Genomic DNA, 26,956 nt, shown 5'->3' on the forward strand with positions numbered 1-26,956 from the left:
GCAGGCTTTTTAAGCTATCGACAAGATTTCTAGATAATAAAAAAGAGAGATTAGAGAACCTCTCTTCATTATGTCTAAGTTTTTTTAATCTATTGTAGCTCTGTGTGAGTAGCCTCTGTCGAGGTTTCAGTGCTTGAAGTTGTACTGTCAGAACTTGAGCTCGTTGATGACGAATGTGTCGTACTGCTTGAGCTTGACTGGAGACTTGAACTTGCTGTTGCAACCGAAACATAGAGAATCACTGTACCATCAACACTTGTACCAGCTTGTGGATCTTGATAAAGGACCTCCGTACTGCTAGGAACCTTATCCTTATCTAATTTGGCACCAGTATTATAGTCGTGGTACTCGATGCTACTACTTGAGATATTCTTACGATTCAAGGTTTGAACTGCTGTTGAAACCGTCAAACCAGTCACATCAGGCATGGTAACTGTCTTAGGAGTTGCCACACGGAACTTAATCTTAGCCTTACTATCCTTAGGATTGAAAGACTTGTTTTTCCCTGGACTTTGAGATAGGATTTCTCCCTCTTCAGCACTGTCGTCTTCGACATGCTGAATATCAATTTGGTCCTCAGAAACACCATAATTCGAAGTTAAGTCCTCAATGGCATCCTTATAGTTTTTACCCTTGTAGTCTTTCAAAGCGAAACCTTTACTACCAGAAGAAACATAAACATCAATGCTTGATCCTTCTTTTCGTGTGGTTCCAGCTGTAGGATCGGTCTTGATGACCTTACCCGTATCGACAGAGTCATCTTCCACTTCTTTGACTTCTCCTACCTTAAATCCAGCACCCTCAATTTTAGTCTGAGCTGTGGACAACTCCTGACCGACCACATTAGGTACTTGGACATTATCAGGATTGGTAAAGACTAAATAGGCAAAGATGATAATACCAATAAAGACAAGTCCTAGGAAAACCTTGAGTAAGGTTGAGAAGAAGTTCTTCTTCTTTTTCTTCTTAGCTGGTGTCGTTTTTTTCCTTGGTTGTTTACTTGGAGCAGGTGTAGGCTCTGATGGTTCAGCAGCAACGGCCTTTTTCTCAAGACTTGCTGATGGAACTGGATCAACCTTCGGCAAGGTCTTGGTATCCGTCATATCATCAAAGACTACCTTGGCATCGCGTCGATGACTAGGATGCAAACTCGTTACCAAGTCACGGCTCATTTCCAAAGTACTATTGTAACGATTTTCTAGTTTTTTGGCTGTTGCTCGAATAACCACGTTTTCCAAAGCTTGGGGAACGTTACGGTTCTCTGCCAAAATCGATGGTAGTGGCTTTTGGAAATGTTGGAGTGCAATGGTTACTGCACTATCGCCATCATAAGGAATATGACCTGTCAACATTTCAAAAAGCATAATACCCATAGCATAGATGTCACTTTGGATAGTCGCTTTAGATCCACGAGCCTGCTCTGGTGACAGGTAGTGGACAGAACCCAACATAGAGTTCGTTTGAGTTAGACTAGTCTCTGCAAAGGCAACCGCAATTCCGAAGTCTGTGACCTTGGCTGTACCATCCTTAGTTAAAAGAACGTTTTGTGGCTTAAGGTCACGGTGGATAATGCCCTTTTGATGGGCAAGAGTCATGGCGGAAAGGACCTCCCCCATGATACGCACAACATCTTGGTTAGAAAGTGGCGCATGGTCTTGAATGTATTTCTTCAAGTCCGAACCGTCCACATACTCCATCACCAAGAACTGCTGGCCGTCTTCTTCGCCAATATCTCGGATAGCAACGATATTAGGATGACTGAGTTCTGCCATGGCACGCGCTTCACGTTGGAAACGGGCCACAGCCACCTGATCAGTTTGGTAATTGGTACGAAGTACCTTAATAGCCACTTTTTCATTATCCAGAATCAGGTCATTAGCCAGATAAACATCCGCCATACCACCACGTCCGATAGATTTAAGGATTCGATAACGTCCAGCAAACAATTTGCCAACTTGGATCATTATCCTTCCTCACTTTCTACCTTAATGAGAGCAACGGTAATATTATCAAAACCACCTGCCTCATTGGCTGCAGCTACCAAACGACTCGTTTTTTCTTCGACGAAACCAGGGCTGTTGACAATATGAACAATCTGTTCGACTGAAATCATGTTGGTCAAACCATCTGAATTGGCCAAAATATAGTCCCCTGGTTCCAATTGTTGAACACCAAGGTCAGCCTCAATCGGAGCAACTTGCCCAATAGATTGCGTAATGATATTACGTTGTGGGTGAACCGCTGCTTCTTCTTCGGTCAACTGACCAGCCTTGATAAGAGCATTGACCAAAGAATGGTCATTCGTCAATTGCTTATACTCACCATTACGGATAAGGGCAATACGTGAATCCCCAACATGGGCAAAAATCACAGCATTATCAACAAAGGCAAGAACCTCGATAGTTGTTCCCATTCCCTTATATTCTTCGTTTTGGCCAAGTTCATAAATTTTACGATTTTCTGCATCAATGGCAGCAATCATCCAATCACGAATCTGACTCAACTCACGAAAATCAGTGTTAATCCAGTCACGACCAAGATCAGTCACTGACATCTCACTGGCAATATTTCCAGCACGGTGTCCGCCCATCCCGTCTGCAACAACGACAAGAGTAACACCAGCTTGGTTGACAAATTTATTAACAAAATCTTGGTTATTTGACCGTTTTTGGCCAATGTCCGTTAATAATGATATTTCCATAGTTTTCTTTCTGACTTGCGTCAGCATTTCCTCCTCTGTAACCCTAAGTTTTTTTACGCAACTGTGCGATGAAAAAACCATCAGTTAGATACTGTTCGGGGGTAATTGCCAAACAGCCATTGACCACGATGTCTTTACATGGATGGTCTAAGGCAACTTGCTCAAAATCAGGATGGCTCTCAAGAAAGGCTTGAATCACCTCTTGATTTTCTTCTGCTATGATGGTGCAAGTACTATATGTTATTATACCACCTTTTCGTAGGGTTTGACAAACGCTGGATAGGATATCCAACTGCACAGCCTTGAGGGACTCAAAATCTTGGAGATCCTTGTTATATTTGATGTCAGGTTTCCGACGAATGAGCCCAATTCCTGAACAAGGTGCATCCACTAAAATCTTGTCAAAACTATCAGCTGGAAAGACTTGATGTACCTGACTAGCATCCAGTTTCTGAGTCTTAACCTTATCAGCTAAGCCAAGACGTTGTGCATTTTCTTCGATAAGAGCAAGCTTATGATCATAGAGGTCAAGCGCCGTCACATGTCCACTCGTCAAATATGAGGCCATATGTACCGTCTTACCTCCAGGTGCCGCACAGGCATCCAGGATTTCTTCCTCACCTTGAATCCCTAAAGTTGGCGCAACCAGTTGACTGGTCTCATCCTGAATGGTCAACAAGCCCTCTTTAAAATAATCTGTCCCAGCAAAGTAACCTGAAGACTTAATAAGCCCGACTGGGGATAATACTGAACACTCAGCCCCAGTGGCCTCCGCAATCTCTTCCAAACGTGACGCATCCGTTACACGCACACTAGCCTTGTTTCTCACAAAAAGGCTTTGGAAAATAGCAGGGGCACGATTCTCTCCATACTGATCGATAAGTTTTTTAACCAACCATACAGGTAGAGAATACTGAACAGAATAGCGTTTATTGACACGTTTGATTGTGCTTGGATCTGGCAAAGGCTGGCTAGATAGTTTACGAAGAACCGCATTGACCAGCTTCTCAGCACCCTTTTTATTGCCACGATTTTTAGCAATAGAAACGGCATCATTAACCACCGCATGGGCTGGAATCTTATCTAAATAGGCCAACTGATAGAGGCTCAAAAGCAATAAGTCATAGACCCAAGGTTCAAGCTTGTCACGGTCCTCGATGACATGGGCTAGGACCCACTCCAACGTAATCTTACGAGCCACGGTCCCATAGACAATTTCCGTCACCAAGGCCTTGTCCTTATCTGTCAGATGCGACTTGCTCAGATGGGCATTGAGAGCAATATTTGAGTAAGCTCCTTCCTGGAAGACTTCTTCTAAGACTTCAAGTGCCTGTCCACGGGCTGTTTTTTTCCAATCATTGGCCAAATGCATCACCTACTTCAAGATTGCGTCCGACCCCATTAAGGAAATCAGCAATAGCCATACGGGGCTTTCCTGCAGGCTGAACTGTCTTAAGTGAAATGGCTCCCTGACCAGTCGCAACTACCAAACTCTTCTTGGTCTTTTCAATGATATGACCAGACTGTCCCTGGCCTTCTGCCAAGTCTGCTTCATAAATCTTGAAACGTTTGCCGTCAAGCAAGGTATGTGCCACAGGCCATGGATACATGCCACGGATTTGATTGAAGATGTCACGAGCCGATTTATTCCAATCAAGACGCTCCTCTTCTGGGCTAATATTTGGCGAAAACGTTACCTGACTGGCATCTTGAGGAACAGGTTTGATTTCTCCAGCAATGTAGGCAGGCAAGGTCTCGAGCAAAAGGTCACGACCCAAGACTGCCAATTTTTCAAACATGGTACCAACATTATCCTCGTCAAGAATTGGCAAGGCCTTTTGGCTGACCATGTCACCAGCGTCCATTTCCTTAACCATTTCCATAATAGTCACACCAGCTTCTGCATCACCATTGATAATGGCATAATGAATAGGTGCCCCACCACGGTATTTTGGCAAGAGAGAAGCGTGGACATTCACCGCAAAATCCATGCTATTAAGCAACTTACTTGGTAAAAATTGTCCATAAGCTGCAGTAACAATCCCATCAGCACCAAGCGCCATCAATTGCACCATTTCTTCTGACCCTGACAATTTTTCTGGTTGATAAATTGGCAAGTCATGCACCAAGGCTACTTCCTTGACCGGTGTCATGCGAATTTCTTTTTTACGACCGACAGCACGGTCTGGTTGCGTCACCACAGCAACAATATCGTAACGCTCATCTGTCAAAAGTCCTTCCAGCACAGTCGCTGAAAAGGCAGGCGTTCCCATAAATACTAATTTTGTCATATTCTTCCTTTTCTAGATTAGGTAAAATTCTGAGGTTCGTGATCGATAATCAAACGCAGGTCCTTGTTTTCAGGTTCCTGAGTCATGTCAAGGACCCTATTAAGCGTTTCTTCCAAGTTATCTTCAAAACGGTATTTGATAATAATCTGATAATGATAAAGGTTATGTGTTCGAGCAATAGGCTTAGGCGTTGGCCCTAGGAAGGTCACCTTGTCTGACAAGTGCTCTCTTAAATAAGCCATAACCTCATAGCTCTTGCGGACGACAAACTCTTCATCCTTGTGAGAAAGCGTGATTCCTACCGTATAAAAATATGGCGGATAGGCCAACTGACGTCGAATCCCCATCTCATAGGCATAGAAAGCTTCATAATCCTGTTGTTGGGCAAACCGAATGGCATAATGACTAGGATTATAGGTTTGAATAATAACTTCCCCTTCCTTGTCAGCACGACCAGCACGACCAGCCACCTGAGTCAAAAGCTGGAAGGTACGCTCAGCCGAACGAAAATCTGGTAAATTAAGCGATGTATCTGCATTCAAGACCCCTACCAAGGTGACATTGGGAAAATCCAAGCCCTTGGCAATCATCTGAGTCCCAAGCAAAATGTCAGCCTTACCACTTCCAAAGGCCTCCAAGAGTTTCTCGTGAGCACCTTTCTTACGTGTCGTATCAACATCCATACGAATCACTCTGGCTTCTGGCAAAAGTTCCGTCAATTGATCATAGGCCTTTTGTGTCCCAGTCCCATAATAGCGAATCTGACGACTCTGACAGTTAGGGCAGACATGTGGTATTGCTTTTTGAAAATCACAATAGTGGCAATTCATGGTCTTGGTATCCATGTGCAAGGTCAGTGAAATATCACAATTCGGACAATCATCCACATAGCCACAGTCACGACACATGACAAAAGAGGAATACCCACGACGGTTCAACATCAATACGACTTGTTCCTTACGTGCCAAACGTTCCCTGATTTTTTCCAAAAGAGGTGGCGTAAAATCACTCGCCTCTTGACGGCCCACAAAATCCTTGAAGTCCACCACTTCCACCTGCGGAATTTTAGCATTAGGATTAGCCCTTTGTGTCAACTCAAGAAAATGGTAAACCCCTTTCTGAGCTCTCGCCCGTGTCTCAATAGAGGGTGTTGCCGACCCAAGGACAAGCACAGCTCCATGACTCTTAGCCCTAAGCAAGGCAACATCTCTAGCATGATAGCGAGGATTGGATTCCTGCTTATAGGTCGCCTCATGTTCCTCATCGATAATGATAGCTCCGATATTGTCCAAAGGAGCAAAGATAGCCGAACGCGCTCCTACAACAACCTTGGCCTGACCAGATTTAACCTTACGCCACTCGTCAAATTTTTCACCGTCTGACAAGCCTGAATGCATAATCGCCACCAAGTCCCCAAAACGCGAAATGAAACGATTGGTCATTTGGGGTGTCAAGGAAATTTCTGGCACCAAGACAATAGCAGTTTTACCCATTGCCAGGGTCCTCTCGATAAGATGCAGGTAGACCTCGGTCTTACCTGATCCCGTTACCCCTTCCAATAAGAAAGGTTTGCCACCTTGTCCAATCTGACGCGTCATTTCTTCAACCGCATGCGCCTGTTGGGCATTAAGCTCAAGAAAATCTGTCTTTTCTACCTTTTCAAAGTAGCTATCAGCACGATTGACCTCAACTTCGGTGATGACCAGGGCACCAGCTTCAATGAAAAACTTAACCACATCTCGTGAAAAAAGCTTGTGGAGGTCCGTCAACTTGCCAGACTCACTCTTTTCTAGCAAGAAGTCTCGCAACTCCAATCGTTTCTTAGCCCTTTGCGAAATAGCCAAAGTCTCGAGAATACCCTTTTGAACACTATAGTGCTTCTCAGTCTTGATATTCTGCTTATCTTTAGCAAGGTAATCAACCGTTACACGCCCCGATTGGACCAGACGAGGAATGGCTTGACGTTGTACCTCTGACAACTGCGAGAAAAGAATATGATTCTGCCCTTGAAGGAGAGTCTCTTTTTCCTCTTCACCCAGTTTATCAGTTGCCATGATAACCTTATCGTACTGCGAATTAAGGAGACCAGGTAGCATTGACTTCAAGATGGAAATCTTATAAGAAAAGACCGTATGTCGCATCTGATCAGCCAAATCCAGCTGTTCCTGATTAAGCACTGGCTCATAATCTAAAAGCTCAGCGATGGGTTTTAGTTCAGGAAAATCTCTTAAATTTTCCTGCTCTTCCAAGCCAATAATAAAACCTTGAAGTAGACGATTTCCTTTACCAAAAGGCACATGAACCCGCATACCGATGGCGATTTGTTCTTGCATGGCTTCCGGTACCAGGTAACTATAAGGTCTGTCCGTCTGCATCAGAGGAACGTCGACAATAATATGTGCTACTAAAACCATAAATTTCCTCCTGTCACTTCCTTAAGACCAGCATCTTCCAAGCTCAAGAAAATATGAGCTGCCTATTATCGTCATAAAGAAGGAAGCTGAGACACTATGCCTCAGCTCCCCTCTCCTCATAAACCAAATCAAGACTTTGATTTTAGATTTTATCGCCTTCTTCTTTTTCTTTAGCGATTTGTTCTTTGATTTTACGTTCTTCTTCCTCAGCAGCAAGACGTGCTTGAATCACTTTCAAACGTGCCAATTCACGTTTAGATTCTGGATCTGGGTGGATAGTCACATTACCAGATTCAATCTCTTCAAGGGCTTGAAGGGTTGGTTTTACTGACAAAAACTCTTGAGTTGGTTCAGCACCAGCGGCTAATTCATGGGCACGTTTGGCTTGCAAAATAACCAATGAATATTTTGAAGGCACTTTATCCAAAAGTTTGTCAATAGAGGGTTTCAACATCATAATTCTATACCTATTTCTAATTTATTTATCTGATAATTTCTTTTCTGAAATCATATTACGATAGCGACCAATCACACGGTCAACTCGGAAGTGTTCTGCTTCAATAACACGTTTGACACGCTCAGCAGCCAAAGGCACTTCGTCATTAACAATGGCATAATCGTATTCGCTCATGAGAGCAATTTCTTCACGCGCACGCTCAATACGTTGAGCAATAACTTCTTCAGAATCTGTCCCACGGCCAACTAAACGTTCTTCAAGTTCGTTCAAATCCGGTGGTGTCAAAAAGATAAAGACAGCATCTGGAACCTTTTTCTTAACCTGAAGGGCACCTTGAACCTCGATTTCAAGGAAAACATCAATACCTTTATCCAAGGTTTCATTAACATAAGTCAAAGGTGTTCCGTAGTAGTTACCCACATACTCAGCATATTCCAACATTTGACCATTACGAATAAGCTCTTCAAATTCCTCACGCGAACGGAAGAAATAATCCTTTCCATCAACTTCACCAGGACGTTGAGCACGTGTGGTCATTGATACTGAGTATTCAAATTTGTGGTCAGGTGTTGAAAAAATCTCCTGACGAACAGTTCCTTTTCCGACACCAGAAGGCCCTGAAAAAACAATCAAAAGTCCACGTTCAGACATGTCTTCTCCTTAAACTAAGATTAAAAATCTTCTTATGACTCACCTTAAAAAAGAGAAAACAATCATCTCTTTTTTTGGCTTAGGGGTTGTTCAGTGATTAAGTTACAGCTCACTTTTCAGAGCATGCGTTTTTCCTTACTATTTTACCAATAAAAGCGACTTTTTTCAAGGTGAGGACACCATTAAAAAGAGTGAATCCCTTTTCCCAGTACTCACCCTTTTTAAATATCTTTTAAACCAAGCCAGTCAAGAGACCTTGCATGAATTCTTCTGAATGGAACTCACCAATGTCATCAATCTTCTCACCGAAACCAATCAACTTAACTGGAATATCCAACTCTTGGCGAATAGCTAGAACCACACCACCCTTGGCACTACCATCCAACTTGGTTAAAACAAGACCCGTAAGAGGTGTGATTTTTGAAAATTCCTTAGCCTGACTAAGTGCATTTTGACCCGTTGATGCATCCAAGGCCAAGAGGGTTTCATGAGGTGCTTCTGGCACCACACGCTTGATAATACGGCCGATTTTTTCAAGCTCTGCCATGAGGTTGTCTTTGTTTTGTAAACGACCCGCAGTATCGATCATAAGAACATCAACACCTTCAGCAAGGGCCTTCTCCATACCATCAAAAACTACTGAAGCTGGATCAGCCTTCTCAGCACCAGTCACTACTGGCACATCAACACGACGCCCCCACTCAACCAACTGAGCGACAGCTCCCGCACGGAAGGTATCAGCAGCTACCAACATAACTTTCTTGCCTTCTTGTTTGTATTTATGCGCCAACTTACCGATAGACGTTGTCTTACCAACCCCGTTGACACCAACGAAAAGCATGACTGTCAAACCATCTTGGAAATTGATTTGCTCCTTGTAGACATCATCCTTCTCGTAGATATCCACAAGTTTTTCGATAATCAAGCGTTGCAAGTCCTCAGTCTTTTTGACATTTTCAAGGCGAGCTTCATAGCGCAAATCTTCCGTTAATTGCGTTGCAACATTAACCCCAACATCGGAAAGAATCAGCATTTCTTCCAATTCTTCGAAGAACTCCTCATCAACACGACGGAAATTCGCAAAGAATTCATTCAAGCGGGCAGCAAAACCAGTACGCGTCTTCTTGAGGGTACGGTTATATTTTTCTTGTTCTGTTTCAGTTTTTGAAGCCTGAACTTCTTCAGGTTTTTCCTCAACTTTACGGGTTTGAACGGCTTCAAAAGTGACAGTTTCACCTTTTTCTGCAGCAGCAGCTACTTGAGCCTTCTTAGCATAGTAATCAGCCATGACATCCGCAAAGTGGTTATCCACAGCAACTTGACTTTCTTCTGACTCTGAAACACCTTCTGCTTCGCTTGAAGCCTGATTATCAACAGAAAGGTCTTCGTCAGAAGACGCTACTACACTTCCTTCAGTCACTGTAGAATCACTTGATTCAAGAGATTCTGTGGATGAAAGCTCTTCTACTTGAGTCTCTGACTCACTGAGCTGTTCTGTTTGACTCTCGCTTATCCCTTCACTTGTTGACAAGTCTTGATTATCAAGAGCCTCAGTTTCTGAAATTTCCTGATTTGCTACAGTTTCCTGTGACTGGTTTTCCTCTTGTCCAAATAATCGATCAAATAGACCCATTTGGTTCTCCTTATTTCTCTAGAATATATTTGTGGATGGCCTCAGCCACTCCAGATTCCTCATTAGTTTTTGTCGTTACAGCCTTGGCAACAGCCTTGACCTTGGGAACAGCATTCGCCATAGCCACACCAAGACCAGCCCACTCCAGCATTGTCAAGTCGTTTTCCTCGTCTCCCATAGCCATGACCTGACTTTTATCCAGAGCAAGGTAATCAGTCAAGAGGCTCAAACCTACAGCCTTATGAACACCTTTAGGCATGACCTCTAGGATAATTTCACGAGACTTAAATACCTCAAACGCTTGGTATAAATGGTCAGGTATTTTTTGAATTTGAGCATCCAAAAACGCTTCCTCACAGACCGTAACTACCTTATTATAGACGATATTTTCAGGAATGTCATCAATACTCTCCACATCAACGAAGGTCAAGGTAGGGTTAGCCTGACGATAGAGAGAATGATTGCCTTTACTTGGCACACCATAGACAATGCCATCACTGATAACATCCATCGGGAGGCCTAGGGGCTCAAAGACAGCATAAATCTGCTTTAAATCTTCTCGACTCATCTCTTTCTTTATGAGGATATCCCCATTATTACGCTGAACCAAGCCACCATTGAAGGTCACACTATAGTGCTTATCATCCAACAAGCCCAAATCTTCCAAGATATGAGTAATAGCTGGCAGAGGACGACCAGTCGTAATGACCACATGAATCCCCTTAGCTTCTGCCGCCTTAAGAGCAGCTCTATTTTCAGCTGTTACTTGCTTATCCTTAGTAAAGAGGGTCCCATCTAGGTCCAAGGCCAACAATTTAATCTCAGACATCCGAACCTACCAATCCTTCCATGAAGTCAAAGACTGCACCATCTTTATGGTGACCAATCACTTCGTCAGCTACTGCCTTAATCTCATCGCGGGCATTTTCCGTAGCAACCGCACGCCCTGCAAAGGTCAACATCTCCATATCATTGAGATTATCACCAAAGGCTACAACATCTGAAGCCTGACGTCCCAACTCTTGGCAAAGATGGTAAAGACCAAAGCCCTTGTCCACACCTTTAAGGATAATATCCATAGAATCAAAGCCAGTTGTCACAGCTGTCATATCCTCAAAGATTGTGTTGAGGTAGTCACCACGCTCCATAATGGTATCCCCTTGGAACTTAGCAGTTACCTTGAAAATATCATCTGTGACCGCTTCAAGGTTCGTTGCCATGACATTTTCATAGTAACGTTCCATGGCCTTAAGATAGGCTGGGTCTGCATCGTTTGGTGCATAGGCACCTCGACGGCCTGACAAGAGAATCCCCTCGCAAGTTGGCAAGGCTAAAGTCGTGTCTGCAATTTTCAAATAATCCTTAGGTTCTAGCTTGGACTCAAACAGGACTTCACCCTTATACTGAACCAAGGCCCCATTTTCCGCAATAATAGCAATGCGGTCCACAAACCCATCAAAAAGCTCCTCCAAGGCCAAGAGGGCTCGGCCAGAAGCTACGGTAAAAACGTAATCTTTAGCTTCACAAGCAGCCAAAAGGTTATCCAAACGTGCTTTGTCATAGGTACCAAGATGGTCTAGAAAGGTACCATCCATATCTGTTGCTAAAATTTTCAAAATAATCTCCCTTCAGGTCGAATATACTTGCCCCTATTGTACCAAAAATAGGAATATAAGTTTGGGAAAAGCCAAAGAAATTAGAGAAAATATAGCATTTTACTTGCAAATTCAGTATTTTAGTTGTATCATTACGGTAGTACAAAAATAATATATTATACTTTTAGAAAGGAGTCTCTTATGGCTTGGACATTTGATGAAAAATCGCCAATTTATCTCCAAATCGCCTATCGCGTCAAACTGAAGATAGCTTCCAAGGAATTGAGTATGGGACAACAACTCCTACCCGTTAGAGAATTTGCTCAGGAAGCTGGGGTCAATCCCAACACTGTACAAAGAGCCTTCCAAGAACTTGAAAAAGAGGGGTTGGTCTACTCTGCCCGTACCTCTGGTCGCTTTGTTACCGAAGATGAAAAACTAATTGATCAAAAACGACACGAGATTGCCCAAAGTCTCATGAAAAACTTTGTCACTGAGATGACAGCCATTGGTTTTAGCTCACCTGAAATCAAAGCTATCATCACTGACTACATCGAACAAACAGGAAAGGACTTGTAGACCGATGACTGATATTGTAACTCTAACAAATCTCACCAAGACCTATAATGGTATTCCAGCCCTTAGAGATGTGACCATGTCCATCCCTTCTGGTAAAATCATTGGTCTCTTAGGACCAAACGGTAGTGGTAAAACAACCCTAATCAAAATTTTGAATGGCCTCCTCCAACCGACTTCAGGTTTAGTGACCATTAATGGATTTCAGCCGTCACCTATCACTAAGGCGCAAGTGGCTTATTTGCCTGACACAACCTATTTAGATGAAAGTAAGACAATACAGTACTACTTGGACTTCTTCCAAGATTTCTATGCTGATTTCCGTTATCCTCTTGCCTTGCAACTCTTGCAGGATTTAAAGCTTCAGCCTGATTTGCGCCTTAAAGACCTCTCAAAAGGTAACAAAGAAAAAGTTCAGTTGATTTTGGTTATGAGTCGTGAAGCTAAACTCTATCTCCTCGATGAACCTATCGGTGGAGTCGATCCCGCGTCACGTGACTACATTCTTAAAACCATCATCAACCAATACTCTGAAGATGCTTCTGTTATCATTTCAACCCATTTGATTGCAGATATTGAATCCATCCTAGATGAAGTTGTCTTCTTAAAATACGGTCAGATTGAACTTCAAGGGGATGCTGATAATATCCGTCAAGCCCATGGCAAATCTATCGACAAACTCTTTAGAGAGATGTTCCACAACTAGGAGGTATGAGCATGTTTTGGAAATTAGTTAAGTATGAATTACAATCGGTCCGTAAGTGGTACCTTGGCATCTATGGTATTGCCATCCTACTCTCTATCCCCTTGGGCTTAATGCTTCACAAATTAACATTCACCTTTGAACACAGTCACGAAGAACCTAGTCTACTCTTCTTCGCTTTCTTTACACTGATGGTTTTTGCTACCATTATCGTATGGGGAACCATTTATATAGCGACAATAGTCCTCATTGTTAGACGCTTTGCAAAGACTGTCTTTGGGAGAGAAGGCTATCTAACCAATACACTCCCAGTTTCTGCCCACCAATTGATTTTATCTAAACTCTTGGTAGCCTTTATTTTAAATACGATTTCTAGTCTTGTAGTACTTGCTTCGATTGCTATTATAGCCGCATTTAATATAGACTTCAAAGATGTCCTCCTAGCTACCAGCTACTTTGGCCAGTTCCTAAAAGAAATAGGTGCTTTATACCTCTTCATCCCTTCTACAATCTTGTCAACAATTGCTGGTATCCTTTTCTATTACCTCTGTATTAGTATCGGAAACCTCTTTAACACTAACAAAGTTCTTATGGGATTTGTCGCCTATTTCGCCATTCAGGCTATCCTATTCTTTATTGGTTTCTTCTTTGGAATCGGTGCAGCCTTGACCGGAGATGCAACAAATACTGCAATTAATAACTCGTCATATATATTTAGTCTAGTTCAGTCTCTCATTCTCATCGCAGCAAGTTACTTTGGTACCTACTATATCATGACCAAACGCTTAAATTTAGACTAAAGAAAAACCGTGTTCCTTCTGGAACACGATTTTTTTTGCATTGAAAAGACTTATTTACTTTGTTCTTTACGATAAGTCTCAATTTCGGCCTTGTTACCCCAAACGAAGTGTCCTGGACGTACTTCAACCATTTCTGGTTTATCAACCGAATAGTCGTGTTGGTTTGGATCATAAACCTTCAAGACTTTCTTACGTTCCAAGATTGGGTCTGGAATAGGAACAGCAGACAAGAGTGACTTGGTGTAAGGGTGGATAGGATTGTTGTAGAGTTCTTCTGTCTCAGCAACTTCCACGATTGTCCCCTTGTAAATAACAGCGATACGGTCAGAAATGAAACGGACCACTGACAAGTCGTGAGCGATAAAGAGGTAGGTCAATCCCAACTCTTTTTGGAATTTCTTAAGCAGGTTCAAAACTTGGGCACGAACTGACACGTCAAGGGCTGAGATGGGTTCGTCAGCGATAACCAAATCAGGTTGCATGACCAAGGAACGTGCAATCCCAATACGTTGACGTTGTCCCCCAGAAAATTCGTGAGGGTAACGTGTCAAGTGCTCCTCAAGAAGTCCCACTTCTTTGATGATTTTCTTGATTTTAGCTTTACGATCTTCCTCATCCTTATAGAGATGGAAGTTATGCAAGCCCTCAGACAAGATATAATCGACTGTTGCACGTTCATTCAGACTAGCCGCAGGGTCTTGGAAAATCATCTGGATACGACGGATAAGGTCGTTTTTCTCAGAGTGAGACAAGTGTCCATTAATTTTCTTACCGTCAAAAATAATCTCACCATTACTTGTATCATTTAGACCAATAATGGCACGCCCGATAGTGGTTTTACCACTACCAGACTCACCAACGAGGGAAAAGGTTTCACCCTTGTTGATGAAAAAATTAGCATTGTGGACAGCAACGAATTTCTTGCTTCCTTCACCGAAGGAAATCTCCACATCTTTTACTTCAACTAACTTCTCAGGCATTGCCTTCCTCCTCATCTCCTAAATGTGCAAATCCCATATTAGCACGGATTTTTTCATGTAGATTTTGGATAACCGCAGGTTTTTCAACTTTTGGTGCATCCTCATGTAAGAGCCAGGTCTTAGCCCAGTGAGTATCTGAAACTTGGAATTGTGGTGCTTTTTCCTCGAAGTCAATCTGCATAGCATAGTCTGAACGCAAGGCAAAGGCATCCCCAACAACCGGTGTATAAAGTGATGGTGGTGTCCCTGGAATTGAGAAAAGCTCACCCTTATCATCAGCCAACTGTGGCAAGCTTGAAAGCAAGCTCCACGTGTATGGATGACAAGGCTCATAGAAAATTTCCTCAACAGTTGCGTATTCAATGATTTCACCAGCATACATAACAGCAACCTTATCAGCGATACTTGCTACCACACCAAGGTCATGGGTAATGAAAATCACTGAGAAACCGTACTCCTCTTTGAGTGATTTCAAGAGGTCGATGATTTGAGCTTGAATGGTCACATCGAGAGCAGTTGTTGGTTCGTCACAGATAAGGACATCTGGATGACAAGCCAAGGCAATGGCAATAACGATACGTTGACGCATCCCACCAGAGTATTGGAAAGGATACTCATTGAAACGTTTTTCAGCATCAGGAATACCAACCTTGCCCATGTAATCAATGGCCATTTTTTTAGCTTCTTTGGCTGATTTTCCTTGGTGTTTGACAATGACCTCAACAATTTGGCTACCGATAGTCTTAATTGGGTCAAGACTGGTCATAGGATCTTGGAAGATAGTTGCAATCTTAGCCCCACGAATAGATGCCCAATCTTGGTGACTCTTAAGCTTAGTCAAATCTTGACCGCGATAATCAATCGAACCACTAGCGACACGACCATTTTCTTCAAGCATCCCTGTGAAAGTCTTAGTCAAAACTGATTTACCTGAACCAGACTCACCAACCAAGGCTAAAACTTCACCTTCAACCAAATCAAGGGAAACTCCTCGAATGGCTGTCAAAACACGGTCACGAACGTCAAATTCCACGACGATATCGCGAGCCGATAATATTACATTTTTATTTTCTGTCATATTGGACTCCTATCTATGCGTACGTGGGTCGCTGGCATCCGCCAAGTTTTGACCGACAATAAAGAGAGCAAGGGAAACGAGGATCAAAGTAGTCAATGGAATCCAGAAGAGATAAGCATTGACTGTAACGTTCTGTGCATAGTCTGAAATCAAACGACCAAGACTAGGCGTCGTAACAGGAAGCCCTAAACCAAAGTATGAAAGGAAGGCTTCGTAAGAGATAAATCCTGGCAAGAGCTGACTAGCCATAGTTACGATAACTGACACTAGTTGTGGCATGATGTTTTTAACCACAATCTTAGGAGTTGGTGTTCCCAGTGTACGAGAAGCCAAGTTATACTCCAAATCACGGTAACGCATGATTTGAATACGGATAGTATAGGCAATACCAATCCACCCTGTAACAGTCATGGCAAAGATCATATTCCAGAAACCAGCACCCAATGAGTAAGTCAAGACGATAACTACAAGGAGGGCAGGAATATTTGAGATGATGTTGTAGATTTCCATCATAATCATATCGAAGGTCTTAGAAATCCCCCAAACAGCACCTACAAGCAAACCAATAACAACGTTAAGGAAGGTAGCGATAACAGCAATAAGGATAGAATTACGAGCTCCAAACCAAACACTATCGAAGAGGGATTTCCCGTTACTATCTGTACCAAACCAATACTGGCCATTAGGATGCACATAACGTACACTAAAGTCATTAACCTTAGACACATCATTAAAGTCAAATTTTGAAAACATCGGGTAGATAAAACTCATCAAAATGATAGCAATCAAGATTCCCAACATGACAGTTGTTGACTTCTTCTTGAAGAACTGACGCATCACCGATTTCCAGTATGAATAGGCCGGTGCATCAATTGTTTCAGAGGCAAAATCATCGCGCTTTACAAATTGGAACTTACTTTTATCAATTGAAGCCATTATTTACCTCCTTTAGATGTCAATTTGATACGTGGGTCAATCATAGTCATAAGGATATCACCCACAAGCAATGAGAAGATGGTGAGGGCTGTGAAAATAAATACAAGACCCACAACCATAGCGTTATTTGAAGCACGGACAGAGTCAATCAACATTTTACCCATACCAGGGAAGGCGAAGATTGTTTCTGTCAAGGTTGCCCCTGTGATAACACTAACGATAGATGCTGGGATTCCTGAAACCAAGGAAACCATAGCGTTTTTGAAAATGTGTTTATTCGAAATTTCTTGTTCTGACAACCCTTTGGCACGTGCAAAACGAACGAAGTCTTGTGATTGCAAGTCAATCATGTAACGACGAATCCAAATCGCAAGACCTGGTGTTGACAAGAGACCGAGAATAACAGATGGCAAGACGTATGAACGCCAGTCACCCGCACCCAAGATAGGGAAGGAATCTGGAAGACCAATCTCAGAACCAATCAAACGAATGATATAAACCAAGGCGATGGTTGGTAGTGAAAGCAAGAAAGTCAAGACACCTGTTGATACACTATCAAAGAGGGTATTTTTAAAGCGTGCCATGTATGATCCCAATGGAATTGCCAAAGCATAAGACAAGACCAAACCAATCAAACCTGCAATGGCAGAACTTGTCACCATTGATGGGTATTGGTAGCGACTCTTGGTCGCTGTGTATGGGTCATTTCCATAGTAAGAACGATCTCTAGCATCAGCCTGACTTGGTGATTTATAAGTACGAGAGTAGATATCTACTGAAGATACCTTCTTACCAGTAGGGAAGTTGACCTCAGAACTTTGTGTTTGTCCTTGACCTTGTGTAATAACATCAAGAACACCTTGCTCAGCATAAGTTGGGTAAGATGTACCAAGGTTCATCTTAACAAAGTTTTGGTGAACAAATGGGAACTGACCGTTAAAGTAAAGCAAGTATTTATGCTTAGTCCCTGAACCAACAACTGACCAACCGATAGCTGGGTCATTTTCAATACGGATATAACGCTTCAAGTTTGGATTTGTTTTATCTTTAACCCATCCAGTATTGTCAAATTCAAAGAGGTGCGTATAGAAGCCAAACACACGTTCAAGTACTGGCACATCACGTGTCGCATAGAATTGTTTACTTTGCTTGAACTGATGCAAACGCCAGCCATGTCCCAAACTATCCACATATTTTTGGTAGATAGCCTTATTTTCTTTTGTTGGCTTAGTGGTTACTGACTTATCAAGGGAGCTAGCTTTCTCCTGCAACTCCTTGGTGTCATAGTAATCAATGTAACCCATACGTTCATAGATTGTATTTTCATAGTTAGCCTTAGAATCAGCTGTCTTAGCAATCTTGTTGTAGTTAGGGTCCTGTCTGAAAATCAGACGCCTCGGCACCATGGTATAGATAATCGTGTAGGTCAAGGCCGTCACGACAAATATTGACAATAGAGAACGGAGGGTTCTCAATAAAATATATTTTTTCATGTCTCTTCCTTTAATTCCAAAAGAACTTTCCCAATCTAATGAGAAAGTTCCATCGTCCTTTTATTTAACGTGTTTCTCAAGGTCTTTTTGAGCTTTTTCGTTGGACTTAGACTTTTCTTTAAGCCAGCTTTCGCGAGCTTTATCATAGTTTTTCTTAGTGACAACATCTTTTTGAGGTTCAAGGTACTTGAAGTATCTGTCAGAACCCTTAGGTCCTACTTGAGAGTAAGCACCTGAAAATGGTGTCAAACGAGCTACCATTGGCGCAGCCCCCTTGTTAACCATAAGTGGCATGAAGAGTGAGCTATCTTCCAACCAAGCTTGTGCCTCTGCATAACGTTCATAACGTACGTTGAGGTCGCTTGTTTCTTTAGCTGCATTTTCAACCAAAGCATCAAAGTCTTTAAGACCTACTTGAGCTGCTGCTGCATTGTTAGGATCGTCAAATCCCATGTAAGTTTTTGTGTTCTCACTAGCTGTTGTCTTGAAGATATCAAGGTATGTTGATGGGTCTTCATAGTCAGGTGCCCAAGCAACTGAGTCAGTAATATCCCAGTCTTCTGCTGCTGCATTAGGAGCAGAAAGAGTTGCGTTCAACAGGTCATCTTGAGACATTTGGTTGAGGTCAACCACAACATTTTCTTTACCGAGTGTCTCTTCAACAGATTGTTTCAAAGACTGTGCACGAGCCACCTTTGTCTTTGCTGTTTGGTCAACTGGCATATCTAAGTGAATTGGGAATTGAACACCTTGTGCTTGGAGGGCTTCCTTAGCCTTATTAAATTCAGTCTTAGCCTTACCAGCATTGAAGAGACCATCTTGACTGTCTTTAAGGTTAACACCTGACCACTCGTCACCGTAAGAAGCCATCTTTTCAGTTACCAAATCACCAAATGACTTGTCACCAGCATAAACAAAATCAGGTTTCACAAGAAGGTTACGAACAGCTAGAACTCCCCCTTCTTCTCCATTAATTTGAGCTGAGTATGACTCACGATTAATTGAGAAGTTAATAGATTGGCGGAAGTCCTTGTTAAGAAGAGCTTTCTTAGTTGAATCTTTCTCAGCATCAGTCTTTTTAGATGTATGGTTGTAAGACTGACGATCAATATTAACACCAACACCAACAATATCAGCAGATGGTTGTGTATAGAAAATATTATCTTTATATTGTTTTTTTACTGAGGCGAAGTTCGACCCTGTTGGATAAATACGTGCTTGGCTATAGGCGCCATCAGTGAAATTACGGACTTGAGCCTCTTGATCAGAGCCATCGAAAAATGACAATTTCACCCCATCATAGTGGACATTTTTCTTATCCCAGTAGTTTTCATTTTTAGCCAACTCAATAGATGATTTAGCTGTCAATGACTTAAGGATGTATGGACCATTATAAAGGATAGATGATGGATCTGTTGATTTACCAAAGCTATCCCCTTTTGACTTAAGGAACTCTTCATTAACAGGCCAGAAGAGAGAATAAGTCATCTTAGAATTCCAGTAAGGTTCTGGTTGTTTAAGTGTGTACTGAAGAGTGTAATCATCAAGTGCTTTAACGCCAACTTTAGAGAAGTCTTTATCAGTACCATTGAAATAATCAGCAAGACCTACTACAGAATCTTTTGCCAAGTAAATTGACTCTGTCTTTTTATCAGCAGCATGCTTAAGACCTGTTACGAAGTCTTTAGCTGTTACTTCTGCATACTCTTCACCGTCTGAAGTATACCATTTGACTCCCTTACGAAGTTTGTATGTATAAGTTAAACCATCAGCTGAAACAGTCCAGTCCTTGGCAATAGAAGGTACCAAGTTACCATATTTATCGTTTTCCAAAAGACCATCGACACCATTTGTCACAGCATCAATTGTTGAACCCTTATTGGAAATAAGGTAATCCAATGTCTCAGGATCAGCATTATAAACATAGTTAAAAGTATTGCTTGAAGTGTTTGATTTTGACGAACAAGCCACTAAAACCCCAACACTTAGGAGGGAAACACCCGCAAGGGCCAACCATTTACTTTTTTTCATAAGCATTCTCCAAAAATCTTTTTTGATATGCCTACATTATACCATAAAAAATATGATGAGTACAATTTTCAGAATATTTTGTCTTATGCTGACTTTCTCACAATTATCCCCCTTATGAACACTAGGAATTAGCCCCTTTTTTGACAAAAGAAAAAGGCAAACTGCCTTTTCCTCAAAAATATTATTTAACGTGTTTCTCAAGATCTTTTTGAGCTTTTTCGTTAGATGCTTTCTTTTCTTTAAGCCATTTTTCACGACTTTGTTCATATTCTTTCTTAGTAACTACTTTTTCTTGTGGTTTCACATATTTGAAGTAGTCTGATGAGTTCTTATCACCCACCTGCATGCTAGCACCCGTAAATGGTGTCAAACGTGAGATAACTGGTGCTGCACCGTTACCAACTGTCAATGGAATGACGAGTGAGCTATCTTCCAACCAAGCTTGAGCTTGGGCATAACGGTCGTAACGAGCATTGAGGTCTGTTGTTTCTGAAGCTGCTGAATCAAGCAAGGCATCATAATCTTTAAGACCTACTTGGGCTGCTGCTGCATTGTTTGGATTATCATAACCCATGAAAGTCTTGGTGTTTTCACTTGATGTTGTTTTGAAGATATCAAGATAAGTTGATGGATCTTGATAGTCTGGACCCCAAACCACACCGTTAGAAATATCCCAGTCTTCTGCTGCTGCATTTGCTGCATTAAGAGTCGCATTTTGCATATCATCAGATGACAATTGGTTAACATCGATAACCACATTATCGCTACCCAATGATTGTTCAATGGTTTGTTTCAAAGATTGAGCCTGAGCAACATGGATTTTAGAACTTTGGTCAACTGGAAGGTCCAAGTGAATTGGGAATTGAACACCATCTGCTTGGAGAGCTTCCTTAGCTTTGGCAAACTCAGTCTTAGCTTTTTCAGCATTGTAGAGGCCATCTTGACCATCAGTAAAGTTTACACCTGACCATTCATTACCATAAGAGGACATTTTCTCTGTTACAAGATCTCCAAAGGTCTTATCACCTGCACTGACAAAATCAGAAGGAACAAAAAGATTACGAAGAGCTAGAGCTGCACCATCTTTACCATTCATTTGTGATTGATAAGCCGTACGATCAATAGCAAAGTTAATTGATTGACGGAAGTCTTTGTTTAGAAGAGCCTTCTTAGTTGATGTCTTTTCAGCATCCGTCTTCTTGGCTGAGAATTTATAGCTTTGGCGGTCGATATTAACACCAATGGCTGATGTAGACGCACCTGCTGCAGTGTAATAAATGTTATCTTTATATTTCTTCTCTACAGAAGCATAGTTAGAACTCGTTGGGTAGACACGAGCCAAACTATAGGCACCATCCGTGAAACCACGTTCTAGAGCCTCTTGATCCGAACCGTCATAATATGACAATTTGATGGCATCAAAGTGTACATTTTTCTTGTCCCAATAATTTTCATTCTTAGTCAACTCAATAGATGATTTAGCTGTCAAAGATTTGAGAAGGAAAGGACCATTATAGAGGATAGAGGTTGGGTCTGTTGACTTACCAAAATCTTTCCCTTTATTCTTAAGAAAGTCTTCGTTAACTGGGAAGAGCAAGCCATAAGTTGTTTTAGAATTCCAGTATGGCTCAGGTTTTTTAAGGGTGTATTGCAATGTATAATCGTCGATTGCTTTAACGCCTACATTTGAGAAATCTTTATTGGCACCAGAGAGGTAGTCAGACAAGCCAGCAATAGAATCTTGCACCAAGTAAAGAGCTCCAGACTTGCCATCAGCCGCATGCTTAAGACCAGTCACAAAGTCCTTAGCAGTCACATCAGCATACTCTTCACCATCAGAAGTATACCATTTAACTCCCTTACGGATTTTATAAGTATAAGTCAGACCATCTTGAGAGACAGACCAATCTTCAGCTACTGAAGGGACAAGATTACCATATTTGTCCGCTTCCATAAGTCCATCTACACCATTAGTTACAGCAATTTTTGTAGGTCCTGTATTTGAAGTGATGTAATCCAATGATTCTGGATCTGAATTATAAACATAACCATAAGTCGTTCCACTAGTACTTGACTTAGAAGAACAAGCCGCTAAGGCACCTACACTGAGGAGTGCCACACCCGCGAGGGCTAACCATTTGCTTTTTTTCATAAGATTTCTCCAAAAAATAAAATTTTACTCTTTCATTATAGCATAAATAATCAAGAAAAACAGTCACTTTCAGAATATTTTGCACAAGCAAAGTACATAATGAAACATGGCAAACTCAACAGTCCATTGTATTTCCTGGATTTCTAGCTACTTTAATCGATTTATTTTTAATCACCAGTCATGCATAAAACAAAAAGGCCTAACACCTTGGTCAGACCTCTTTTTTGAGACAAAATTAGTTATTAAGAGCTTGAGCAGCTGTGATAATAGCTAAATTATAAATGTCTTCAGCACTAGCACCACGAGAAAGATCGTTTACTGGTTTATTAAGACCTTGTAAGATTGGTCCGATAGCTTCGAACATTCCCAAACGTTGGGCAATCTTATATCCAATGTTACCTGCTTGCAAGCCAGGGAAAACAAAGACATTAGCATGTCCTGCTACGTCACTATCTGGAGCCTTAATAGCCGCTGTTGCTGGAACAAATGCTGAATCGAACTGCAACTCCCCATCAATAGCCAAGTCAGGACGCATTTCTTTAGCAATATTTGTTGCTTGAACAACCCTGTCAACTTTTGGCGATTTAGCAGAACCTTTTGTTGAGAAGCTAAGCATAGCCACTTTAGGATCAATACCAAAAACTTTAGCTGTTTCGGCAGTATTAATTGCAATTTCTGCCAATTCTTGAGCATTTGGTTCAATATTGATAGCACAGTCAGCAAACATCAAGCGATGATCGGTATTTTCACGGTTCATAAGGAAGACACCTGATGTACGTGAAATGCCTGGTTTTGTTTTGATAATTTGAAGGGCAGGACGTACCGTATCCGCTGTTGAATGAATCGCACCTGAAACCATTCCATCTGCTAAACCAAGTTTAACTAACATAACACCAAAATAGTTGACATCACGAAGCAACTTTTCCGCATCTTCCATTGTCGCTTTCCCTTTACGGATTTCAACAAATTTTTCCTTCATTTCCTCGAAATCTTCATAGGTTTCAGGATTAATAATTGTATAGTTAAAGTCTGCAAAACCGAGATCGTGCAAGATTTTGTGAACCTCTGCTGGGTCTCCCAAAATAATAGGATCAACCAATCCTTCAAATTTCAAACGGGCTGCTGCACGAACCACACGGTCGTCGTTACCCTCAGGGAAAACAATCTTAATACCCTTCCCTAAAATATGTTCACGAAGTTCACCAAATAGACTACGCATAAAAAAATTCCTCAATCAATCTTTTTTAGTTTGTAAATTCATGATAACGGTTTCAAAATCATCTGTCAAGGAAGATGCATGGACCATCTCTTTTTTGGTGAAAGGATCAACAAATGCAAGACGGTGACAATGCAAGGCCTGGCGCTCAATACCATAGTCTAGAGAACCACCATAAAGATCATCTCCCAAAAGGGGAAGGCCTAAGTGGGCAAAGTGGACGCGAATCTGGTGAGTACGCCCAGTATGCAAATTGATATCAACCAGTTTAACCCTACCATAATCACCTACCAAACGATAACTAGTGTGGGCATATTTCCCCGACTTATGGACTCGACGTGTGATAATGGAATCCTCATCGCGCGCAATCGGTGCAATGATTTCACCCTGCTTCTCAAGTTTGGTGTCACCTTCAACCAAGGCATAGTAATGTTTCTTGATAGACTTCTGTTGTAACTGTTTATCCATACGAGCATGGGCGTAACCATGCTTAGCAAACAGCATGAGACCAGAGGTGTCCTTATCCAAACGTGTCACAATATGCACACGCTGGTTGGGATAATTATTGCTGACAAAATGATGTTTGACAAAATTAGCCATGGTATTATCGTGGTTAACACTTGGAATACTAGCATAGCCATAGGGTTTATTAATCACCAAGAAGTTATCATCCTCATAGACGATATCCAAGTCAAAAGGAATTGGCTTCAAGGTTTCATGCGGTGCCTCGTCAGGGATTTCAATGGCAACCACATCTCCTTCATGGACAGGATAAGTCGCAAACTGCTCCTCGCCATTGACCCAAATATGACCACCTTCAAACTTAATCTTGGCCAGAAGTCCTTTTGAAATATCGTGCTCCTTCAAAAAGGTCTTAACTCGACATGAACGTCCTACGGTAAATTCATATCTCATTCTTCCATGTCTCCAATAAAGGAATCACGTACGCGTTCCCAGAAACTTGTGTGGCTAGCACTAGCAACAAAGGAAATCTTTCGTTGGTCAATCGAAAATTCTACCTTTTTCACATTACGGTTGGTATAGATTTTATTATCAACGGATAGAGTGTAGCTTCCCATTCGGGTAGGATAAACGGTAATCTTCTCATGCTTGGGCACAATAAGGGGACTTCCTAAGGTCCGGTACACACGATTATTAAGACTGGCAATCTCTGTCAGTTGCAAGGCTTCAATAGTGGGATGAAGGACCGCACCACCCAAGGATTTATTGTAGGCCGTTGATCCTGTAGGCGTCGACACTGACAACCCATCTCCACGGAAGCTCTCAAACAAGACATCATTAAGGCAAACATCTGCTGCCATGGTTTTCTCATTACGCTTGATGGCTGCTTCATTGAGGGCAATCGATGTAAAAGAACGACCATCAGCCAGGGTCAATTTGACATTCAAAAGAGGGTAAGAAATCTTTGCACCACTATCTTTTCGAAGCGTCTCGATTAATTGATCCACCTCACTGTCCAAATAATCCGTATAAAAGCCTAAATGACCCGTGTGAATCCCTACAAAACGCACATGCGCAAGCTCTTTTTCATACATATGAAAGGCCGATAGCAACATGCCATCACCACCAATTGAGATGACCACATCTGGATTTTTCTTGGTCAAATAAAAATCAGGATCATCTCGAAAGGCATTAAAAAGTTTCGAGGCAACACGCCTACTTTGGGGTTTGCCATTGGCAATAATAGCTACCTTCATCTCATCCGAAGAGGTCTTCATCTGTGTCATCACTATTTCCTACACTATCCTTCAAAGTTCTATTAATTGGATCAAAGAGCAACTGGGCTTCTCTAATATCATCACGTATCTTCCGCATCTCTTCGTCAAGCTCATAAGCCATGCGGGCCGTAGTTTCCAAGCGAAGTTTAATCTCCTCAGGAAAATTCCCCTGATACTTGTAATTAAGGGAATGTTCAATGGTGGCCCAAAAGTTCATGGCCAAAGTCCTAATCTGAATCTCTGCAAGAATTTCCTTACGACCATCTATGGTATCAACGGGATAAGAGATGATAACATGATAAGAGCGATAACCCGAATTTTTACGGTTTCTGATATAGTCTCGCTCTGAAATAATCGTCATATCACTACGATGACGAAGCAAAGCCAAAACCTCATCCACATCATCGACAAATTGGACCATGACTCGGAGACCAGCGATATCCTGCATATCTTGAGCCAAATTTTCAACCGAAAGGCCACGAAGGGCGATTTTCTCCTCAATGGAAGCCACTGACTTCACACGTCCCGTCACAAACTCAATAGGCGAGTGACGATTTTGCTTACGAAATTGTTTACGAATGCCTCGGAGCTTGATTTTGAGCTCACCTACGGCCTGAATATAGGGGTCTAGAAATTCTTCCCAATCCATGGTCAAGATAGGACTCCTCCTTGTCAAAAGCTTTAGTTTTTTATAAAATAAATACAATCTGTTATATTATACCACATTTGAAAGCACAAGGGAGGACACACATGAACCATTTAGAGATAGAGTACAAGACTCTACTCACCAAAGACGAGTACAATCGTTTAGCGATGCTTTTCTCCCATGTGACACCTGTTACGCAAACAAACTACTACATCGACACTCCTCAGAGTGACATGAGAAATAAAAAGTTGTCTTTGCGTATTAGGACACTTCCCACTCATGGTGAGCTGACCTTGAAAATCCCTGAAAAAGTCGGGAACATGGAGTACAACCTTACCATGGATTGTGCGGATGCTAAGGCTTTGACTAAGTCGCTGGACTTTCCTGATTGTCAAATCAAATCCATTCTTTTAGAACGTGGGGTTAAACTAGAGGACCTAACCATCCTCGGACATTTGACCACAACTCGTCGCGAGTACCAGACCAACATCGGCCTCATGGCTCTTGATGTCAATGTCTATGCTGACAAGAAAGATTACGAGCTTGAACTAGAAGTTTCGGATGCTGAGAAAGGTAAAGACGACTTTGATGCCTTTCTTAAAGAAAATAACATTGACTTTAAGTATGCCAAGAGTAAGGTTGCACGCTTTGTAGCTACCCTCAAACGAGACAAAGACTAAAATTTAGACAAGGAGTTGGCTCCTTGTTTTTTTATTTTAAACACATGTAGCTTCAAATGCCACAAGTATTTAGAACTCCAGAGGGTAATAGATTTCTCTAAAAACGCATACAAAGGCGTTTTATCTAACAAAGGTTCGGTATTTTTCACTAATACCACACTTTGAAGGCTGAAATTTCTGCTTC

Annotated in this window: 24 protein-coding genes; 4 read left to right on the plus strand and 20 right to left on the minus strand. The window is 41.8% G+C overall.

Annotated elements, in window-relative coordinates:
• Nucleotides 1–89: 89 nt before the first annotated feature.
• The 10 genes from pknB to ACYVQ1_RS03760 form a co-directional block, all read right to left on the minus strand.
• Nucleotides 90–1,964 (minus strand): Stk1 family PASTA domain-containing Ser/Thr kinase, encoded by a 1,875-nt coding sequence (gene pknB, locus ACYVQ1_RS03715; protein WP_461249959.1) that lies wholly within the window; start codon nucleotides 1,962–1,964, stop codon nucleotides 90–92.
• Nucleotides 1,964–2,701, minus strand: a complete 738-nt coding sequence (locus ACYVQ1_RS03720) for a Stp1/IreP family PP2C-type Ser/Thr phosphatase (RefSeq protein WP_070576910.1) — start codon at nucleotides 2,699–2,701, stop codon at nucleotides 1,964–1,966. Before ACYVQ1_RS03720 ends, pknB begins: the two co-directional genes overlap by 1 nt.
• 43 nt (nucleotides 2,702–2,744) lie before the next feature.
• Complete coding sequence (gene rsmB, locus ACYVQ1_RS03725) at nucleotides 2,745–4,067, minus strand: 16S rRNA (cytosine(967)-C(5))-methyltransferase RsmB (protein WP_461249958.1); 1,323 nt, start codon at nucleotides 4,065–4,067, stop codon at nucleotides 2,745–2,747.
• A complete protein-coding gene (gene fmt / locus ACYVQ1_RS03730) occupies nucleotides 4,057–4,992 on the minus strand; it encodes a methionyl-tRNA formyltransferase (protein ID WP_461249957.1) in 936 nt (311 codons plus the stop codon). The genes rsmB and fmt overlap by 11 nt, the downstream gene beginning before the upstream one ends.
• Nucleotides 4,993–5,009: 17 nt before the next feature.
• Nucleotides 5,010–7,406: a primosomal protein N' gene (locus ACYVQ1_RS03735; protein WP_461249956.1), complete on the minus strand. Its 2,397-nt coding sequence runs from the start codon at nucleotides 7,404–7,406 to the stop codon at nucleotides 5,010–5,012.
• A gap of 142 nt (nucleotides 7,407–7,548) precedes the next feature.
• The gene (gene rpoZ, locus ACYVQ1_RS03740) at nucleotides 7,549–7,863 is read right to left on the minus strand and encodes a DNA-directed RNA polymerase subunit omega (protein WP_270282112.1); all 315 of its coding nucleotides are present in this window, start codon (nucleotides 7,861–7,863) and stop codon (nucleotides 7,549–7,551) included.
• Between the two features lie 21 nt (nucleotides 7,864–7,884).
• Nucleotides 7,885–8,514, minus strand: coding sequence for a guanylate kinase (gene gmk, locus ACYVQ1_RS03745; protein WP_295494977.1), 630 nt, complete (start codon nucleotides 8,512–8,514; stop codon nucleotides 7,885–7,887).
• Nucleotides 8,515–8,746: 232 nt separating this feature from the next.
• The gene (ftsY, locus tag ACYVQ1_RS03750; protein ID WP_461249955.1) at nucleotides 8,747–10,147 is read right to left on the minus strand and encodes a signal recognition particle-docking protein FtsY; all 1,401 of its coding nucleotides are present in this window, start codon (nucleotides 10,145–10,147) and stop codon (nucleotides 8,747–8,749) included.
• Nucleotides 10,148–10,157: 10 nt separating this feature from the next.
• Nucleotides 10,158–10,976, minus strand: coding sequence for a Cof-type HAD-IIB family hydrolase (locus tag ACYVQ1_RS03755; protein WP_270282115.1), 819 nt, complete (start codon nucleotides 10,974–10,976; stop codon nucleotides 10,158–10,160).
• A complete protein-coding gene (locus tag ACYVQ1_RS03760) occupies nucleotides 10,969–11,763 on the minus strand; it encodes an HAD-IIB family hydrolase (RefSeq protein WP_461249954.1) in 795 nt (264 codons plus the stop codon). Before ACYVQ1_RS03760 ends, ACYVQ1_RS03755 begins: the two co-directional genes overlap by 8 nt.
• Before the next feature lie 180 nt (nucleotides 11,764–11,943).
• On the opposite strand from ACYVQ1_RS03760, the gene ACYVQ1_RS03765 reads away from it, so the two are divergent.
• The 3 genes from ACYVQ1_RS03765 to ACYVQ1_RS03775 are packed head-to-tail and all read left to right on the plus strand — an operon-like array spanning nucleotide 11,944 to nucleotide 13,821.
• On the plus strand, nucleotides 11,944–12,321 hold the full coding sequence (locus tag ACYVQ1_RS03765; protein ID WP_060971837.1) for a GntR family transcriptional regulator: 378 nt from the start codon (nucleotides 11,944–11,946) through the stop codon (nucleotides 12,319–12,321).
• Nucleotides 12,322–12,325: 4 nt separating this feature from the next.
• Nucleotides 12,326–13,024, plus strand: a complete 699-nt coding sequence (locus ACYVQ1_RS03770) for an ABC transporter ATP-binding protein (RefSeq protein WP_461249953.1) — start codon at nucleotides 12,326–12,328, stop codon at nucleotides 13,022–13,024.
• Nucleotides 13,025–13,035: 11 nt separating this feature from the next.
• Entirely contained in the window at nucleotides 13,036–13,821 is a 786-nt protein-coding gene (locus ACYVQ1_RS03775) for an ABC transporter permease (RefSeq protein ID WP_461249952.1), read from the plus strand.
• 50 nt (nucleotides 13,822–13,871) lie between these two features.
• Here the strand turns inward: ACYVQ1_RS03775 and ACYVQ1_RS03780 are convergent, their stop codons facing one another.
• The 10 genes from ACYVQ1_RS03780 to ACYVQ1_RS03825 form a co-directional block, all read right to left on the minus strand.
• The gene (locus tag ACYVQ1_RS03780) at nucleotides 13,872–14,801 is read right to left on the minus strand and encodes an ATP-binding cassette domain-containing protein (protein ID WP_021143812.1); all 930 of its coding nucleotides are present in this window, start codon (nucleotides 14,799–14,801) and stop codon (nucleotides 13,872–13,874) included.
• Nucleotides 14,794–15,879, minus strand: coding sequence for an ABC transporter ATP-binding protein (locus ACYVQ1_RS03785; RefSeq protein ID WP_461249951.1), 1,086 nt, complete (start codon nucleotides 15,877–15,879; stop codon nucleotides 14,794–14,796). The genes ACYVQ1_RS03780 and ACYVQ1_RS03785 overlap by 8 nt, the downstream gene beginning before the upstream one ends.
• 9 nt (nucleotides 15,880–15,888) lie before the next feature.
• Nucleotides 15,889–16,815, minus strand: coding sequence for an oligopeptide ABC transporter permease OppC (oppC, locus tag ACYVQ1_RS03790; protein WP_118185609.1), 927 nt, complete (start codon nucleotides 16,813–16,815; stop codon nucleotides 15,889–15,891).
• On the minus strand, nucleotides 16,815–18,308 hold the full coding sequence (locus tag ACYVQ1_RS03795; RefSeq protein WP_038676511.1) for an ABC transporter permease: 1,494 nt from the start codon (nucleotides 18,306–18,308) through the stop codon (nucleotides 16,815–16,817). Before ACYVQ1_RS03795 ends, oppC begins: the two co-directional genes overlap by 1 nt.
• A gap of 60 nt (nucleotides 18,309–18,368) precedes the next feature.
• Nucleotides 18,369–20,339 carry a peptide ABC transporter substrate-binding protein gene (locus ACYVQ1_RS03800; RefSeq protein ID WP_461249950.1) on the minus strand — a complete coding sequence of 657 codons (1,971 nt, stop codon included), beginning with the start codon at nucleotides 20,337–20,339 and terminating at the stop codon, nucleotides 18,369–18,371.
• A 181-nt stretch (nucleotides 20,340–20,520) separates the two neighbouring features.
• Nucleotides 20,521–22,491 carry a peptide ABC transporter substrate-binding protein gene (locus ACYVQ1_RS03805; protein ID WP_461249949.1) on the minus strand — a complete coding sequence of 657 codons (1,971 nt, stop codon included), beginning with the start codon at nucleotides 22,489–22,491 and terminating at the stop codon, nucleotides 20,521–20,523.
• A 235-nt stretch (nucleotides 22,492–22,726) separates the two neighbouring features.
• Nucleotides 22,727–23,710 (minus strand): phosphate acetyltransferase, encoded by a 984-nt coding sequence (pta, locus tag ACYVQ1_RS03810; RefSeq protein WP_461249948.1) that lies wholly within the window; start codon nucleotides 23,708–23,710, stop codon nucleotides 22,727–22,729.
• Between the two features lie 15 nt (nucleotides 23,711–23,725).
• Nucleotides 23,726–24,622, minus strand: coding sequence for an RluA family pseudouridine synthase (locus ACYVQ1_RS03815; RefSeq protein ID WP_061652283.1), 897 nt, complete (start codon nucleotides 24,620–24,622; stop codon nucleotides 23,726–23,728).
• Complete coding sequence (locus ACYVQ1_RS03820) at nucleotides 24,619–25,455, minus strand: NAD kinase (RefSeq protein WP_461249947.1); 837 nt, start codon at nucleotides 25,453–25,455, stop codon at nucleotides 24,619–24,621. Before ACYVQ1_RS03820 ends, ACYVQ1_RS03815 begins: the two co-directional genes overlap by 4 nt.
• Nucleotides 25,427–26,101, minus strand: coding sequence for a GTP pyrophosphokinase (locus ACYVQ1_RS03825; protein ID WP_417164263.1), 675 nt, complete (start codon nucleotides 26,099–26,101; stop codon nucleotides 25,427–25,429). Before ACYVQ1_RS03825 ends, ACYVQ1_RS03820 begins: the two co-directional genes overlap by 29 nt.
• 95 nt (nucleotides 26,102–26,196) lie before the next feature.
• On the opposite strand from ACYVQ1_RS03825, the gene ACYVQ1_RS03830 reads away from it, so the two are divergent.
• Nucleotides 26,197–26,772: a CYTH domain-containing protein gene (locus ACYVQ1_RS03830; RefSeq protein WP_022496737.1), complete on the plus strand. Its 576-nt coding sequence runs from the start codon at nucleotides 26,197–26,199 to the stop codon at nucleotides 26,770–26,772.
• Nucleotides 26,773–26,956: the final 184 nt, after the last annotated feature.

The organism is Streptococcus parasalivarius, assembly GCF_054785155.1.